Source organism: Vibrio sp. RE88, from assembly GCF_013113835.1.
Lineage (GTDB): Bacteria > Pseudomonadota > Gammaproteobacteria > Enterobacterales > Vibrionaceae > Vibrio.
Window position 1 is genome coordinate 230,639 of the sequence record NZ_VTYQ01000005.1, and the last position, 13,622, is coordinate 244,260.

Sequence of the window (13,622 nt, forward strand, 5' to 3'; positions counted from 1 at the left end):
ATCTACCTCTGAATGGGCGCTAATACTGCTTTATGCAAGCACGCAGCTAAACGCGATTTTTCATTACCTTCCAATTGGGAGGTAAACAATTCGTGACCTAGACCAATATTACCTAAGTTAGTGATTGGACAATAAAAAAACCTAGTGCTCTAATTTAATTAAGGGTACAGCAAATTATATTGATCTGGGGAGTTGATTTATGTCGTTTTCAGTCAGGCTGGAAAATGGTCGTACTCTGCGGGTCAGAGACATCAATTTGCAAGCCGAGCTCCATCAAAATGAAATAGCGTTTAGTTATCAAGGCTTGAATAACGATCGCATCAGTGGGCGCTATGTTCTGGCGATCACTGAGTTTGAATTCGAACATACTGCGACGCTGCTAGGTGACGGCTTCCAGATGCTCGCCCAGACGACTGGCACTGTCGACAACCCTGTGGACATTGGACGCTGCCCAGACAACTCTTCAAGTTATCGTATCTATTCTTCAACAGGATCAAAGCGTTATTACAATTATCTGGTGGTTGAAGACTCTTTAGGTTACACCTTATTTGGTTTTACCTCTTGCCATCGTTTTGCCGGCTATTTTGAAGTGGTTGAGTTAGAGAATCACAACTGGTTGAAGATATGCATTGATGGCGAAGATACCTACCCACTGGATTGGGCATCTAATCAGTTGGAGTCTGTCGTGGTACTTCAGGGAGAGTCATTATCAACACTCTTTTCTGAGTATGCACAATTGATTTCGCGTCATCATCCGCCAAGAGCTGGCGTGAAGAAGGCGGCGCCTATTGGTTGGTGCTCTTGGTACGCTTACTATGCCGACGTTACGCAAAGCCATGTCCTCGATAACATGAATCATATGAAGGGTGAGTTGGAATCGCTCGAATATGTGCTGTTGGATGACGGCTATCAAGCCTTTATGGGAGACTGGCTCACGCCTTCTGACAAATTCCCTTCCGGCGTAAAAGCGCTGATCAAAGAAATCAAACTTCAGGGCAAGAAGCCCGCGATTTGGCTAGCCCCCTTTATTGCTCAGCCAGAATCGGAGCTTTTCAAGCAACATCAAGATTGGTTTGTGACTCATGAAGATGGCTCATTACTGAAAGCTGAAGACGTGACTTATGCTGGTTGGCGGTGTACTCCTTGGTATATCTTGGATACGTCACACCCAGATGTGCAGGAGCATCTTACCCAAGTGGTTAAAACGATGCGTGAAGAGTGGGGGATAGAGCTGTTCAAGCTTGATGCGAACTACTGGGGAACGCTAAAAGGGCGACGAGAACAGAGCGGCATCACGGGTGTTGAAGCGTATCGACTGGGTATGGAAGCCATTGCCGAAGGGGCTGGTGATGCGTTAATTCTTGGCTGTAACGCACCAATGTGGCCGTCACTTGGGGTTGTCGACGCCATGCGAGTGTCTGATGATGTCGAGCGCGATGAACGGCGCTTTGAACAAATCGCAAAAGAAACGTTTTATCGTAGCTGGCAGCATAGAAAGCTGTGGCAGGTTGACCCAGACTGCGCCACGTTTGTCTCTTTGCCAAATCAGGCCACAGAGCGTCGTTATTACGAGTTTCATCGGGATACGCTGCTAGCCTGCGGTGGCTTGTTGTTGTCTGGCGATCCGTTGCCCGAACTGACATCCTTTGCTCAGCGAACGCTCTCGCGTCTGTTTATCCGCCAGAAACACAGCCAGAATGCGGCTCGATTTACTTCGTTGAGTTTGCACCATGCGTATTTGAAAATGACGGATCAGAATGATCTGCACTGTCTGTTTAATTTCCAGCAACCTGCTCGAGAAGTGACCTTAACCTCTGACTTTCCAGTGTATTGGTATGATTACTGGAGCGGCGAGAAACTCAGCCATGAGCGTACTGCGGTGATCGAAGTCACTTTGGATGCTGGATTATCAAGCAGAGCGATTGTGACCGCGCGCTGAAACCTCGCTAAAGATCATGGGGTAAGCTAAGATACGCGCTGGCTAAACGAATAGGTTTTAGAAGCACTATGTCAATCATCTTGGGCATTGACCCAGGTTCCCGCATTACTGGATACGGCGTGATCCGCCAGACCGGACGTCACCTTCACTATTTGGGCAGTGGTTGTATTCGAACATCAGAAAAAGAGCTGCCCGGGCGCCTGAAGCAAATTTACGCCGGAGTGACAGAAATTATTACCCAGTTCCAACCGGACGTGTTCGCTATTGAGCAAGTGTTCATGGCGCGCAATGCGGATTCTGCCTTAAAGCTTGGTCAAGCTCGTGGCAGTGCGATTGTTGCCGCCGTCAACGCCGATCTCCCTGTCTATGAGTACGCGGCTCGCTTAATCAAACAAGCGGTTGTTGGAACTGGTGGCGCGGATAAAGAACAGGTTCAGCACATGGTGCAGTCAATGCTCAAGTTACCCGCCAAGCCTCAAGCGGACGCGGCCGATGCCCTAGGCGTTGCTATCTGTCATGCGAATACCAATAAAACCTTAGTTGCGTTAGCTGGCAAAGCAACCAGTGCACGACGAGGTCGTTACCGCTGATTGTTGATATCGATGTCAAAATTGAGATGTCCTAAACAGATCTAACAATGCAATTTGTTATGGAAATGTTGCAAATATATAGTGGTCGGAGGTCTTACAACTTTCAATCAAGGATGATTGACAATGAACCCAGCCACTCTCTGGCGTCGTGCGTGCATGCCGAGCCAACACAATTGGACAAAATCACAACAGCGACAGGCTGATATCCTGTCTCTATTCACTTTTATTGCGTTCCTCGTCGGCCTTTACAGCTTTATTAAATGGAGTAAGCACAGCCATGACAGCTTGGTGCTGACTTCTGTGTTTCTTATTGTGTTAGAGCTGTTTTCTGCAGCGTGTTTGAAGTGGTTTAAACATCCCGGTTTTGCGCTCAATCTTGGGTTTGTCGGCATGACGGTCCATGCGCTCAACATCATTTATCAAAGTGGTGGCGTCGTCGAGTCGACTCAAACCTATTGGGTGCCTTTACTGGTTGTTGCATTTTTCCTCTCGGGAACCCGCTTCATGGCGATCTGTTGGAGTGCGATTGTCATTTCGTTGTCAGCAGCCATGACCCATCTTCATCTCTCTGATTTTAGCTTTCCTCAATTGGTTCTGTCTGAGTCGGCATTGCGCATTGAAATATGGTCAGGAACGATTCTCCCGCTGGTGGTGATATGCATTGCTCAAGCATTTACGGCGAAACAGCGTGATCAGGCGATTGAACTGGCGGAGTACGCCAAACAGAAAAGTGAAGCGGTAGCCGACAAAGCCACCCAAGGTGAACGCCATTTATCGAGTGTGCTAGATCAGGCAAATCAGAATTCTCATCAATTGAAAGAAGTTTCGCAGGTTTTGGAATCTCAGTCGGAAGCCCTCGACAGTCAGGTCAGTCAGCTCAACATCAATAGTGAGTCTCAGGCAAGTGCAGCTGAGCAGATGAGCCAGCAAGTCCACCAGATGACCGAGGGGCTTGAAGATTCCAGCCACTTTGTCACAGAGTTGCGCGGGCGAAGTGACGCCGTTCATCAGCAGGCAGAGAAAAGCTCAGAGCTGCTTGAAGCTTCTACCAGTGCGATAAGCCAGATCATCAACAGCCATGAGCAAATCATGAAAGTCGCTGATTTAATCACGTCTGTCGCGGAGCAAACCAATTTACTGGCACTGAATGCGGCGATTGAAGCGGCACGCGCAGGTGAACAAGGTAGAGGGTTTGCAGTGGTAGCGGATCAGGTACGTGAACTATCGGCTCAGAGCAGTGAGTCTGCAGTGGAGATCCGTAATTTGCTCGACCGCAGCGAACAGGAAGTGCGTCATGGCCAAGAGGTGGTTCATGCCAGTGCGACTCGAATGAAAGAAGTCATTGAACAAGTGACGGCCATCTCGAAGGACGTAAACGGCTTAGCCAACATCATGACCAGCCAAATGTCCGCACTCAAAGAATTGGATGAGGCGAGCAGCGAAGTGGCCAATGGCGTGGTTCAAACCAAGACCATTTCAGAACTTGTTGCACAAAATGGTGCTCAGTTAAACGGACAGGTCGAGACAGTACGCACTCTCACATCTCAACTTGATCTGGTGGTCTCAAAAATCTAGATACACAGTATAAAGAACTGGATGTCTATCCAGTTCTTTATTATCCTGTCGCAAATTCATTTCCAAAGAGTATTGAGTGTGATTGGACGTTTGCGTGGCATTCTGCTTGAAAAGCAACCCCCTGAATTGTTGATTGAAGTAAACGGTATTGGCTATGAAGTTCAGATGCCGATGAGCTGTTTTTACGAATTGCCGAATATTGGTGAGGAAGCAATCATCTACACGCATTTCGTTGTTCGCGAAGATGCTCAGCTACTGTATGGCTTTAATACCGTTAAAGAACGTGCTCTATTCCGTGAGGTGATTAAAGCCAATGGTGTTGGTCCGAAACTGGGCTTAGGTATATTGTCAGGTATGACCGCCAGCCAATTTGTTTCATGTGTTGAACGTGAAGACATTTCGACATTGGTTAAATTGCCGGGTGTTGGTAAGAAAACCGCGGAACGTCTCGTCGTAGAGATGAAAGACCGTCTTAAAGGCTGGGGAGCGGGTGATTTGTTCACACCGCATACGGACGCTGCGCCAGTCGATTCAGCACCTCAAGTTGATCAAGCTAACGCCGAGGAAGAAGCAATCAGCGCATTACTTGCACTTGGCTATAAACCGACACAAGCTTCTAAAGTAGTGTCTCAGGTCAAAACCGCGGATATGAGCAGCGAAGAACTGATCCGCGAAGCACTGAAGTCCATGGTTTAAGTGACGACTAGGAACTGTTAATGATAGAAGCGGATCGTCTAATCGCGCCGGAAAATGCGGTTTATAAAGAAGAAGACGTTATTGATAGGGCGATTCGTCCGAAAAAACTGGCGGATTACCAAGGACAAGATCACGTTCGTGATCAGATGGAGATTTTCATCAAGGCCGCGAACTTACGCGAAGAAGCGTTGGATCATCTGCTGATATTTGGTCCTCCCGGCTTGGGTAAAACCACATTGGCGAATATTGTGGCTAATGAAATGGGCGTAAATATTCGTACTACATCTGGCCCTGTTCTGGAAAAAGCGGGTGATTTGGCCGCACTTCTGACTAACCTCGAAGAAAACGATGTGTTGTTCATCGATGAAATCCACCGTTTGAGCCCGATGGTTGAAGAGGTGTTGTATCCTGCGATGGAAGACTACCAGCTTGATATTATGATCGGTGAAGGTCCTGCCGCACGTTCCATCAAGATTGATTTACCGCCGTTTACCTTAATCGGCGCGACCACACGCGCTGGTTCGTTGACCTCACCACTTCGTGATCGTTTTGGTATCACGCAGCGCCTCGAATATTACAAAATTCCTGATCTCCAGCATATTGTCCAGCGTAGCGCCGACTGCTTGGGCTTGTCGATGGAAAGCGAAGGCGCGCTTGAAGTGGCAAGACGTGCTCGTGGTACGCCACGAATCGCCAACCGCTTATTACGCCGTGTACGAGATTACGCTGAAGTGAAAGGCAATGGCCATATATGTGCAGACATTGCAGACAAAGCTCTCAACATGTTGGATGTCGACGCGCAAGGCTTCGATTATATGGACCGCAAGTTACTGCTGGCCATTATGGAGAAGTTCGGTGGTGGACCAGTTGGGCTGGATAACATGGCGGCCGCCATTGGTGAAGAGAAGGACACTATTGAAGATGTCTTGGAGCCGTATCTGATACAGCAAGGCTATCTACAGCGGACGCCAAGAGGGCGGATTGCTACCGATAGGGCATACCTTCATTTCGGAATTGAAAAATAAGTTTTCAGGGCCAGCTCATTATGAGCTGGTCTTTTACTATAGGTGACCTTGATCACAATAATGAAATCTCGCTACTACTAATTAGGTAACTAAAATGCATGAGTTGTTAAGCGCTTGTTTTGCATAAATACCTTGGTCTCCCTCCCAAATAACCGCAAATTAACAAAACCTCGTATAAACTGTTGATGTAGATCAATGTGATGGATTTTTAGACAAAAATGCCGCACAAAATTTGATACAAATCAAAGCGAAGTCTAAAGATAAACCTTTTGAAACAGACAGTTTTTAGGAGTAGCATTAGCGCCAGCTATATTAGCTGATGCTTAACAATTAACTAACCGTTACGGTACATTTTTGCAACAACATACTGTTCTTTAGCAACATTGTTTAAGTCGGCACAACGCCTACTTATGCTGCATGAATGTAGAAAGTGTCTTCAGCCGACACATAGGAGTAAACATGATTGATGTAGTCGATCTGTCGCGGTTGCAGTTTGCGCTCACTGCGATGTATCACTTCCTCTTCGTACCATTGACTCTGGGTATGGCTTTCCTTCTCGCCATCATGGAATCTCTGTACGTAATGACGGACAAGCAAATCTACAAGGACATGACAAAGTTCTGGGGTAAGCTTTTCGGTATTAACTTCGTACTTGGTGTTGCCACCGGCCTGACCATGGAATTCCAGTTTGGTACTAACTGGTCTTACTATTCTCATTATGTCGGGGATATCTTCGGGGCACCGCTGGCCATCGAAGCACTGGTTGCCTTCTTCCTCGAGTCCACTTTTGTTGGTCTTTTCTTCTTCGGCTGGGACCGACTGACCAAACGACAGCATTTAGTCGTAACCTGGTTAGTCGCTTTAGGTTCTAACTTCTCGGCGCTGTGGATCTTGGTGGCAAACGGCTGGATGCAAAACCCAGTTGGCGCAGAATTCAACTTTGAAACCATGCGAATGGAAATGGTGAGCTTTGCTGAGGTAGTACTTAACCCAGTTGCTCAGGTGAAATTCGTACACACAGTAGCTTCTGGCTATACGACAGGCGCGATGTTTATTCTTGGCATCAGTTCTTACTACCTACTAAAAGGTCGTGACATCGCTTTCGCACGTCGTTCATTCGCCATCGCTGCCTCATTTGGTATGGCAGCAATCCTGTCTGTAATCGTACTTGGTGACGAATCTGGTTATGAACTAGGTGAAGTACAGAAAGTAAAACTGGCGGCAGTAGAAGCTGAATGGCACACCGAACCAGCGCCAGCCGCTTTCACTCTGTTTGGCCTGCCAAATCAGGAAACCATGCATACTGATTATGCGATAAAGATTCCTTACGTCATGGGTATCATCGCGACTCGTTCTTTGGATGAGCAAGTAACAGGTTTACGTGACCTTCGTGATGAACACGTTGACCGTATTCGCACTGGTATGTACGCCTATGAACTGCTTGAAAAGCTTCGTGCAGGCGATAAGTCAGAAGAAAACATGGCTGCCTTTGATGAAGTGAAAGGCGACCTAGGTTACGGCCTTCTTCTGAAGCGTTACACAGAAAACGTAGTTGATGCGACTGAAGATCAAATCCAAGCGGCGGCGGATGATTCTATCCCAACAGTTTGGCCACTATTCTGGTCGTTCCGAATCATGGTTGCGTGTGGCTTTATCATGCTATTCGTATTCGGTGCCGCATTCATCCAGACTTGTCGCCAGAAGATCGAGCAAAAACCATGGGTACTAAAAGCCGCGTTGTTGAGTATTCCACTGCCTTGGATTGCTATCGAAGCAGGTTGGTTTGTTGCTGAATTCGGTCGTCAGCCATGGGCTGTGGGTGAAATTCTACCTGTACATGTGGCGGCATCTGCACTCACCGCTGGAGAAATCTGGACGTCACTGTTTGCAATCTTGGCGCTATACACCGTCTTCCTGATTGCAGAAGTGTACTTGATGCTGAAATTTGCTCGCAAAGGTCCTAGCAGCCTGAAGACAGGTCGTTACCACTTTGAGCAAAACGCTGACTCTGTTGAAGACAAAGTTAGTCGTCAAGTAGACGCGTAAAGCAAGGAGAAACATATGTTTGAATACGAAATCTTGCGACTTATCTGGTGGGTTCTGATCGGTGTTCTCCTGGTAGGTTTCGCAGTGACTGATGGCTTCGATATGGGTGTTGGCGCGCTAGTACCTGTAATCGGAAAAAATGATACTGAACGTCGTGTGATGATCAACTCGATCGCACCTCACTGGGAAGGCAACCAAGTTTGGTTGGTGACAGCGGGTGGTGCTCTATTTGCTGCATGGCCTTTAGTTTACGCAACGTCGTTCTCTGGATTCTATCTGGCGATGATTCTAACGTTGGCTGCTTTGTGGCTAAGACCGTTGGGCCTCTCTTATCGCTCAAAGATTGAAGATACTAAGTGGCGTCAAACGTGGGATATTTGTATTTCTATCAGTGGCTTCGTTCCACCAATTATCTTTGGTGTGGCGTTTGGTAATCTACTACAAGGTGTACCATTCCAGTTGACTGAATTTTTGATGCCAACGTATCACGGTTCATTCTTTGGTCTGTTAAACCCATTCGCATTGTTATGTGGCTTAGTTAGCTTGTTCATGATCTTAATGCAGGGCGCTACTTGGCTACAGATGAAGACCACAGACGAAGTTCACGCTCGCTCACGCAGTGTTGCACAAATCATGGGTCTACTAACGGTTGCGACTTTCGTTGCTGCTGGTTTCTGGGTTCAAAGCATTGAAGGCTACGTGATTACCAGCGCTATTGACCATAATGGCGCGTCTAACCCACTTGCTAAAGAAGTAGTTCGTGAAGCGGGTGCTTGGATGAACAACTTCGAGCAGTACCCGTTGATGTGGATTGCTCCGGCGCTGGGTGTAGTGATGTCTCTTGTTACTGTACTGGCTTCACGTCTTGAGCGTGGTGGTATCGCATTCTTTGCTTCAAGTCTAGGTAATGCAGGTATTATTTTCACAGCGGGTCTGGCGATGTTCCCATTCATCATGCCTTCTGATTTGATGCCTAACCACAGCCTGACCATGTGGGATGCAACGTCATCTGAATTGACGCTCAACCTAATGACAGGTGTAGCCTTTATCATGGTGCCTGTTATCTTGGCGTATACAATTTGGACTTACTACAAGATGTTCGGTCGTCTGGACAGCAAGTTCATTGAAGACAACAAAAACTCACTTTACTAAGGAGCTATTACTATGTGGTATTTCGCATGGATTCTAGGTGTACTACTTGCTTGCGCATTCGGTATCATCAATGCTCTTTGGCTAGAGCACTCAGAAATGATGGATAAAGACAGTGAGTAATCTCGCTGAGCAGGTAGCTAAGCTGCATGCGCCAATGGATAAGGCTCTGTTTAGAGCCTTATCGCTGATTCTTGGTTTTTATCATGTTGCTATGGTGATGTGGGATCCGGAGCAGTATTCAGCTTCAATAGGCGGTTTCAATGCACTGATCTCACCGCTGATGATTTGGGCAATTTGTTCCAGCATGATCTTTGGCTTGAGCTTCAAACCAAAAAACTGGTATTGGCAAGTATTATTCAGTCCTTATTTTTCCTTAACGATTCTAATTTATTTAACTCTAATACGTGTTTTGTAAATTGAACTGACTGAAAATTATCCACTAATTAGTCACAATAGCGCCACTATTTGATAGCTGGCGCTATTTTTTTGTTTCAATCTTTGAAAACCTCCATTAACCCTTGCATAAACGGCAATGAGTTGCGTTATAGTAAAGCACCTCAATTGTTAGAAAGGGATTGATGTGCAAAGCGAACCTGCTGTATTTGAGCTGCCTGTAACGGTTTATTATGAAGATACTGACGTCGGTGGGCTGGTATTTCACGCCAATTACGTTAAGTATTTTGAGCGTGGCCGTTCTGAATATCTGTCCAGTATTGGTGTTTCACAATCGACTCTTTTGGAACAAAACATCGGTTTCGTAGTCCGACACATGGACATCGATTTTCTGCAAGGCGCTCGTCTCGAAGACCGTCTAACGGTTAAGACATCGGTTGCAGAAGCGAAGAAAGCAAGCCTTATTTTCTGTCAGGAGATCGTAAATCCTGCCGGCAAAACATTGTGTAAAGCAATGGTTAAGGTAGCATGCATCGATAATGAAAAAATGAGGCCAAAAGCGATCCCTCAATCAATAGTTATGGAGTTTACTCACAGTGACCGCTGATATTTCAATGCTTGACCTGTTTTTGCAAGCAAGCCTGCTCGTAAAAATGGTGATGTTGACCTTGTTAGGTATGTCGATTGTTTCTTGGGCAATGATCATTAAGCGCAGTAAAGTGCTATCCCAAGCTGCGAAAGGAGCTGAAACATTCGAAGATAAGTTCTGGTCAGGCACTGATCTTTCCGTCCTTTATCAAAACGCTAAAAAGCGCAAAGACGAACTGGCAGGAACGGAAGAGATCTTCTACTCCGGTTTCACTGAGTTTGCTCGCCTAAGAAAATCCAACGCCGATTCACCTGACTTCATTATGGAAGGTACTGGCCGCGCAATGCGTGTTGCTGTTGCCCGTGAAGTCGATGAGCTTGAAACCAACCTACCATTTTTGGCAACGGTTGGCTCAATCAGCCCTTACATCGGTCTATTTGGTACAGTTTGGGGTATCATGCATGCCTTTATCGCACTTGGTGAAGTTAAGCAGGCTACTTTAGCCATGGTTGCGCCGGGTATCGCTGAAGCATTGGTTGCAACTGCGATGGGTCTATTTGCAGCGATTCCAGCTGTGATGGCTTACAACCGATTAAGCAATAAAGTGGGTAAGTTGGAACACAACTACGCCACTTTCTCTGAAGAATTCCACAGCATCCTGCACCGCCAAGCGATGGCTGGACGTGATTCTGCCAACAGGGATTAATGGATATGGCAGGCTATCAACCTAAAAAACGTAAGATGACGGCAGAGATTAACGTTGTTCCGTACATCGACGTTATGCTTGTGCTGTTAATTATCTTCATGGTGACGTCGCCTTTCGTAACACAGGGTGTTGATGTTGAGTTGCCAAAAACAGCAACAGCGAAACCTGCATCAGAGCTCGCCGGAGATAGCGACTCAAGCTTCATCATTGTAGAAATTGATCGCGAAGGCAATTTAGGCCTGAGTGTGAACGATGAAGAAGTCATGCGTGGTATCTCGCTGCAGGACGTGATTGTACGTGTGAAAGCAGAACTGTCCTTGAAGCCAGAGTCACCTGTCGCTGTTGGTGGTGATGCGGCGACTCCTTATGCTGAAGTGGTACTGGTTCTGGACGAATTAAGCCGTGCCGGGATCCCTAAAGTGGGTCTTCTTACGGACATAAAGGAATAAGCGCTCTCAGGTTATGAAAGAGACCAAACCAAAGAAAAAGAGTGATTACACCAAGCCGATAGCGATATCTGCGGCTTTGCATGCACTGTTGGCTGTGGCGCTTATTTGGGGAACAGACTTTACCATGTCAAAGCCAGAGCCTTCTGGTCAGATGGTTCAGGCGGTTGTTATTGACCCAAACTTGGTGCGCCAGCAAGCTCAGCAAATTCGTAGTCAACGCGAAGAAGCAGCAAAGAAAGAACAAGACCGTTTAGATAAGTTGCGCCGCGAAAGTGAGCAGCTTGAGAAAAACCGCAAAGCGGAAGAAGAGCGCATTCGTAAGCTGAAAGAACAGCAAGCACGAGAAGCGAAAGCAGCACGTGAAGCTGAGAAAGCCAGGCAGCAGAAAGAAAAAGAGCGCCAAGCCGCTGAAGAGCGAGTTAAGAAAGAGCGCGAACGTGCGGCTAAATTGGAAGCTGAGCGTAAAGCGAAAGAAGAGGCGATCAAAAAAGCGGAACAAGAACGTTTAGCGAAAGAAGCCGCTATCGCTAAAGCAGAGAAAGAGCGCGTTGCGCGTGAGAAAGCGGCAAAAGAAGCGGAAGAAAAAGCACGTCGTCAACGTGAAGCGGCTGAAAAAGCTGAAAAAGAACGTATAGCGAAAGAGAAAGCCGCTAAAGAAGCTGCTGAGAAAGCGCGTAAAGAGAAAGAGCGTTTAGAGCGCTTGGAACGTGAACGTAAAGAGCAAGAAGCCGCTTTAGATAACATCTTCTCTGGTCTGGAAACTGAAGCAGAGCAAAATAGCTCGGCAAGACAGCAACACGTGAGTAGTGAAGCTGAACGATACGGCGCTATTTATACCCAATTGATACAGCAGAACCTGTTACTGGAGGACAGTTTCAGGGGAAAGTCATGCCGAGTTAATCTGCGCCTGATTCCTACAGGTGCTGGCGCCATTGTCGGTAATCTAAGCGTGCTTGATGGTGACAATCGACTGTGTTCGGCGACGCGACGAGCGGTTGCGCAGGTAGGAAGTTTCCCATTACCTAAAGAACAAGACGTCATCAATCAGTTAAAGAATATCAATTTAACCGTAGAACCTAAGTCATAAGGAAAAGCTTGTGTTAAAGCGACTAATATTAGGATGTTTGCTCACAGTGATGAGCGCGTTTCAGGTAGCCAATGCGGCGCTGGAACTTGTGATTACAGACGGCATTGACTCTGCACGTCCGATCGCTATCGTCCCATTTAAGTGGGAAGGTTCAACTAAATTACCTCATGATGTTTCCGCCATTATTGCTTCTGACTTGCAACGCAGCGGTAAATTCAGCCCAGTTGCGACCAGCAAGATGCCACAAACGCCATACAGTGAGAGTGAAATTAATTTTGATGCTTGGACGGGGTTAGGTGTTGACGCGCTACTAACGGGCACCATTTCGCAAAATGCGGAAGGTAACTATGTAATCAACTACCAGTTAGTGGACGTGGTTCGTGGTCAATTAACTCAAGGGCAAAGTAAAGCGTTAAGTACTGATGGCCAACTCGTGTTGTCTAAAGATCACGTGCTTTTCAACAAGCGTGCAACAGTGCCGGGGGAGCGTATGCGTGAATATGCTCACCGAATTTCAGACTTGGTATATAAAGAGTTAACTGGTGAGCGTGGTGCGTTCCTGACTCGAATCGCTTACGTTGTGGTTAACGATAAAGACAGCTATCCGTATCAACTACGTGTTGCTGACTATGATGGTTATAACGAGCGATTGGTTCTACGTTCTAAGCAGCCACTTATGTCTCCAGCTTGGTCACCAGATGGCAAGAAACTGGCTTATGTGAGTTTCCAAAATGGCCAGGCAGAAATCTTCATCATGAACATCTACACGGGTGAGCGTGAAAAAGTAACGTCATACCCTCGTCACAATGGTGCGCCACGATTCTCTCCTGATGGTAATAAACTCGCTCTCGTGTTGTCGAAAACAGGCAGCCTGCAAGTTTATACATTGGATTTGAAAACCCGCAAGTTGACGCAAATAACACGTGGTAGATCAAATAATACAGAACCATTCTGGCATCCTGATGGCAAATCACTGATCTTTACCTCGGATCGGGGTGGTAAACCTCAAATTTATCAAGTAGATTTGGCAAGTGGTTCAACCAACCGCCTTACCTGGCAGGGTCGCCAGAACCTAGGTGGGCAGATTACACCTGATGGACGATTCCTGGTAATGGTCAATCGTAGTAACTCGGGCTTCAATTTGGCGAAACAGGATCTTGAAACGGGCGCCGTTCAGGTTCTGACAAAAACATTGCTGGATGAATCACCGAGTATCGCGCCAAACGGCGGTATGGTTATTTATAGCTCTATCTTCAATAAAACCAATGTACTTTCAATGGTTTCAATAGATGGACGCTTTAAAGCTCGATTACCGGCAACAAACGGTCGTGTTCGTGCACCTGCATGGTCACCGTTTTTGTAGCAAGTAATAAGT

At 46.8% G+C, this 13,622-nt stretch carries 14 protein-coding genes; all 14 read left to right on the forward strand.

From position 1 onward, the window contains the following. The first annotated feature begins 199 nt into the window (after nt 1–199). Complete coding sequence (locus F0265_RS13600; RefSeq protein WP_171749290.1) at nt 200–1,939, forward strand: alpha-galactosidase; 1,740 nt, start codon at nt 200–202, stop codon at nt 1,937–1,939. A 68-nt stretch (nt 1,940–2,007) separates the two neighbouring features. After that, nucleotides 2,008–2,529: a crossover junction endodeoxyribonuclease RuvC gene (gene ruvC, locus F0265_RS13605; RefSeq protein ID WP_006962853.1), complete on the forward strand. Its 522-nt coding sequence runs from the start codon at nt 2,008–2,010 to the stop codon at nt 2,527–2,529. A gap of 123 nt (nt 2,530–2,652) precedes the next feature. Continuing rightward, the gene (locus tag F0265_RS13610; RefSeq protein WP_171749291.1) at nt 2,653–4,104 is read left to right on the forward strand and encodes a methyl-accepting chemotaxis protein; all 1,452 of its coding nucleotides are present in this window, start codon (nt 2,653–2,655) and stop codon (nt 4,102–4,104) included. A gap of 78 nt (nt 4,105–4,182) precedes the next feature. Further along, entirely contained in the window at nt 4,183–4,800 is a 618-nt protein-coding gene (gene ruvA / locus F0265_RS13615; RefSeq protein ID WP_029236098.1) for a Holliday junction branch migration protein RuvA, read from the forward strand. Nucleotides 4,801–4,820: 20 nt separating this feature from the next. After that, nucleotides 4,821–5,825: a Holliday junction branch migration DNA helicase RuvB gene (ruvB, locus tag F0265_RS13620; protein ID WP_006962850.1), complete on the forward strand. Its 1,005-nt coding sequence runs from the start codon at nt 4,821–4,823 to the stop codon at nt 5,823–5,825. A 459-nt stretch (nt 5,826–6,284) separates the two neighbouring features. Beyond that, entirely contained in the window at nt 6,285–7,871 is a 1,587-nt protein-coding gene (cydA, locus tag F0265_RS13625; RefSeq protein ID WP_019275757.1) for a cytochrome ubiquinol oxidase subunit I, read from the forward strand. A gap of 15 nt (nt 7,872–7,886) precedes the next feature. Then, nucleotides 7,887–9,023 (forward strand): cytochrome d ubiquinol oxidase subunit II, encoded by a 1,137-nt coding sequence (cydB, locus tag F0265_RS13630; RefSeq protein ID WP_038156013.1) that lies wholly within the window; start codon nt 7,887–7,889, stop codon nt 9,021–9,023. A 12-nt stretch (nt 9,024–9,035) separates the two neighbouring features. Then, the gene (gene cydX / locus F0265_RS13635; RefSeq protein ID WP_000270284.1) at nt 9,036–9,143 is read left to right on the forward strand and encodes a cytochrome bd-I oxidase subunit CydX; all 108 of its coding nucleotides are present in this window, start codon (nt 9,036–9,038) and stop codon (nt 9,141–9,143) included. Next, the gene (gene ybgE, locus F0265_RS13640; RefSeq protein ID WP_019275755.1) at nt 9,136–9,438 is read left to right on the forward strand and encodes a cyd operon protein YbgE; all 303 of its coding nucleotides are present in this window, start codon (nt 9,136–9,138) and stop codon (nt 9,436–9,438) included. Before cydX ends, ybgE begins: the two co-directional genes overlap by 8 nt. 165 nt (nt 9,439–9,603) lie before the next feature. Beyond that, nucleotides 9,604–10,023 (forward strand): tol-pal system-associated acyl-CoA thioesterase, encoded by a 420-nt coding sequence (ybgC, locus tag F0265_RS13645; protein ID WP_006962846.1) that lies wholly within the window; start codon nt 9,604–9,606, stop codon nt 10,021–10,023. Beyond that, nucleotides 10,013–10,711: a protein TolQ gene (gene tolQ, locus F0265_RS13650; RefSeq protein ID WP_019275754.1), complete on the forward strand. Its 699-nt coding sequence runs from the start codon at nt 10,013–10,015 to the stop codon at nt 10,709–10,711. The genes ybgC and tolQ overlap by 11 nt, the downstream gene beginning before the upstream one ends. Nucleotides 10,712–10,716: 5 nt before the next feature. Continuing rightward, nucleotides 10,717–11,160 (forward strand): ExbD/TolR family protein, encoded by a 444-nt coding sequence (locus F0265_RS13655; RefSeq protein ID WP_006962844.1) that lies wholly within the window; start codon nt 10,717–10,719, stop codon nt 11,158–11,160. A gap of 13 nt (nt 11,161–11,173) precedes the next feature. Next, nucleotides 11,174–12,247 (forward strand): cell envelope integrity protein TolA, encoded by a 1,074-nt coding sequence (gene tolA / locus F0265_RS13660; RefSeq protein ID WP_171749292.1) that lies wholly within the window; start codon nt 11,174–11,176, stop codon nt 12,245–12,247. Between the two features lie 10 nt (nt 12,248–12,257). Continuing rightward, the gene (gene tolB / locus F0265_RS13665; RefSeq protein ID WP_171749293.1) at nt 12,258–13,610 is read left to right on the forward strand and encodes a Tol-Pal system beta propeller repeat protein TolB; all 1,353 of its coding nucleotides are present in this window, start codon (nt 12,258–12,260) and stop codon (nt 13,608–13,610) included. The last annotated feature ends 12 nt before the right edge of the window (nt 13,611–13,622 follow it).

Coding starts and splice junctions, on each gene's coding strand:
- F0265_RS13600 (WP_171749290.1), top strand. CDS start 200: ATGTCGTTTTCAGTCAGGCTGGAAAATGGTCGTACTCTGCGGGTCAGA.
- ruvC (WP_006962853.1), top strand. CDS start 2,008: ATGTCAATCATCTTGGGCATTGACCCAGGTTCCCGCATTACTGGATAC.
- F0265_RS13610 (WP_171749291.1), top strand. CDS start 2,653: ATGAACCCAGCCACTCTCTGGCGTCGTGCGTGCATGCCGAGCCAACAC.
- ruvB (WP_006962850.1), top strand. CDS start 4,821: ATGATAGAAGCGGATCGTCTAATCGCGCCGGAAAATGCGGTTTATAAA.
- cydA (WP_019275757.1), top strand. CDS start 6,285: ATGATTGATGTAGTCGATCTGTCGCGGTTGCAGTTTGCGCTCACTGCG.
- cydB (WP_038156013.1), top strand. CDS start 7,887: ATGTTTGAATACGAAATCTTGCGACTTATCTGGTGGGTTCTGATCGGT.
- cydX (WP_000270284.1), top strand. CDS start 9,036: ATGTGGTATTTCGCATGGATTCTAGGTGTACTACTTGCTTGCGCATTC.
- F0265_RS13655 (WP_006962844.1), top strand. CDS start 10,717: ATGGCAGGCTATCAACCTAAAAAACGTAAGATGACGGCAGAGATTAAC.
- tolA (WP_171749292.1), top strand. CDS start 11,174: ATGAAAGAGACCAAACCAAAGAAAAAGAGTGATTACACCAAGCCGATA.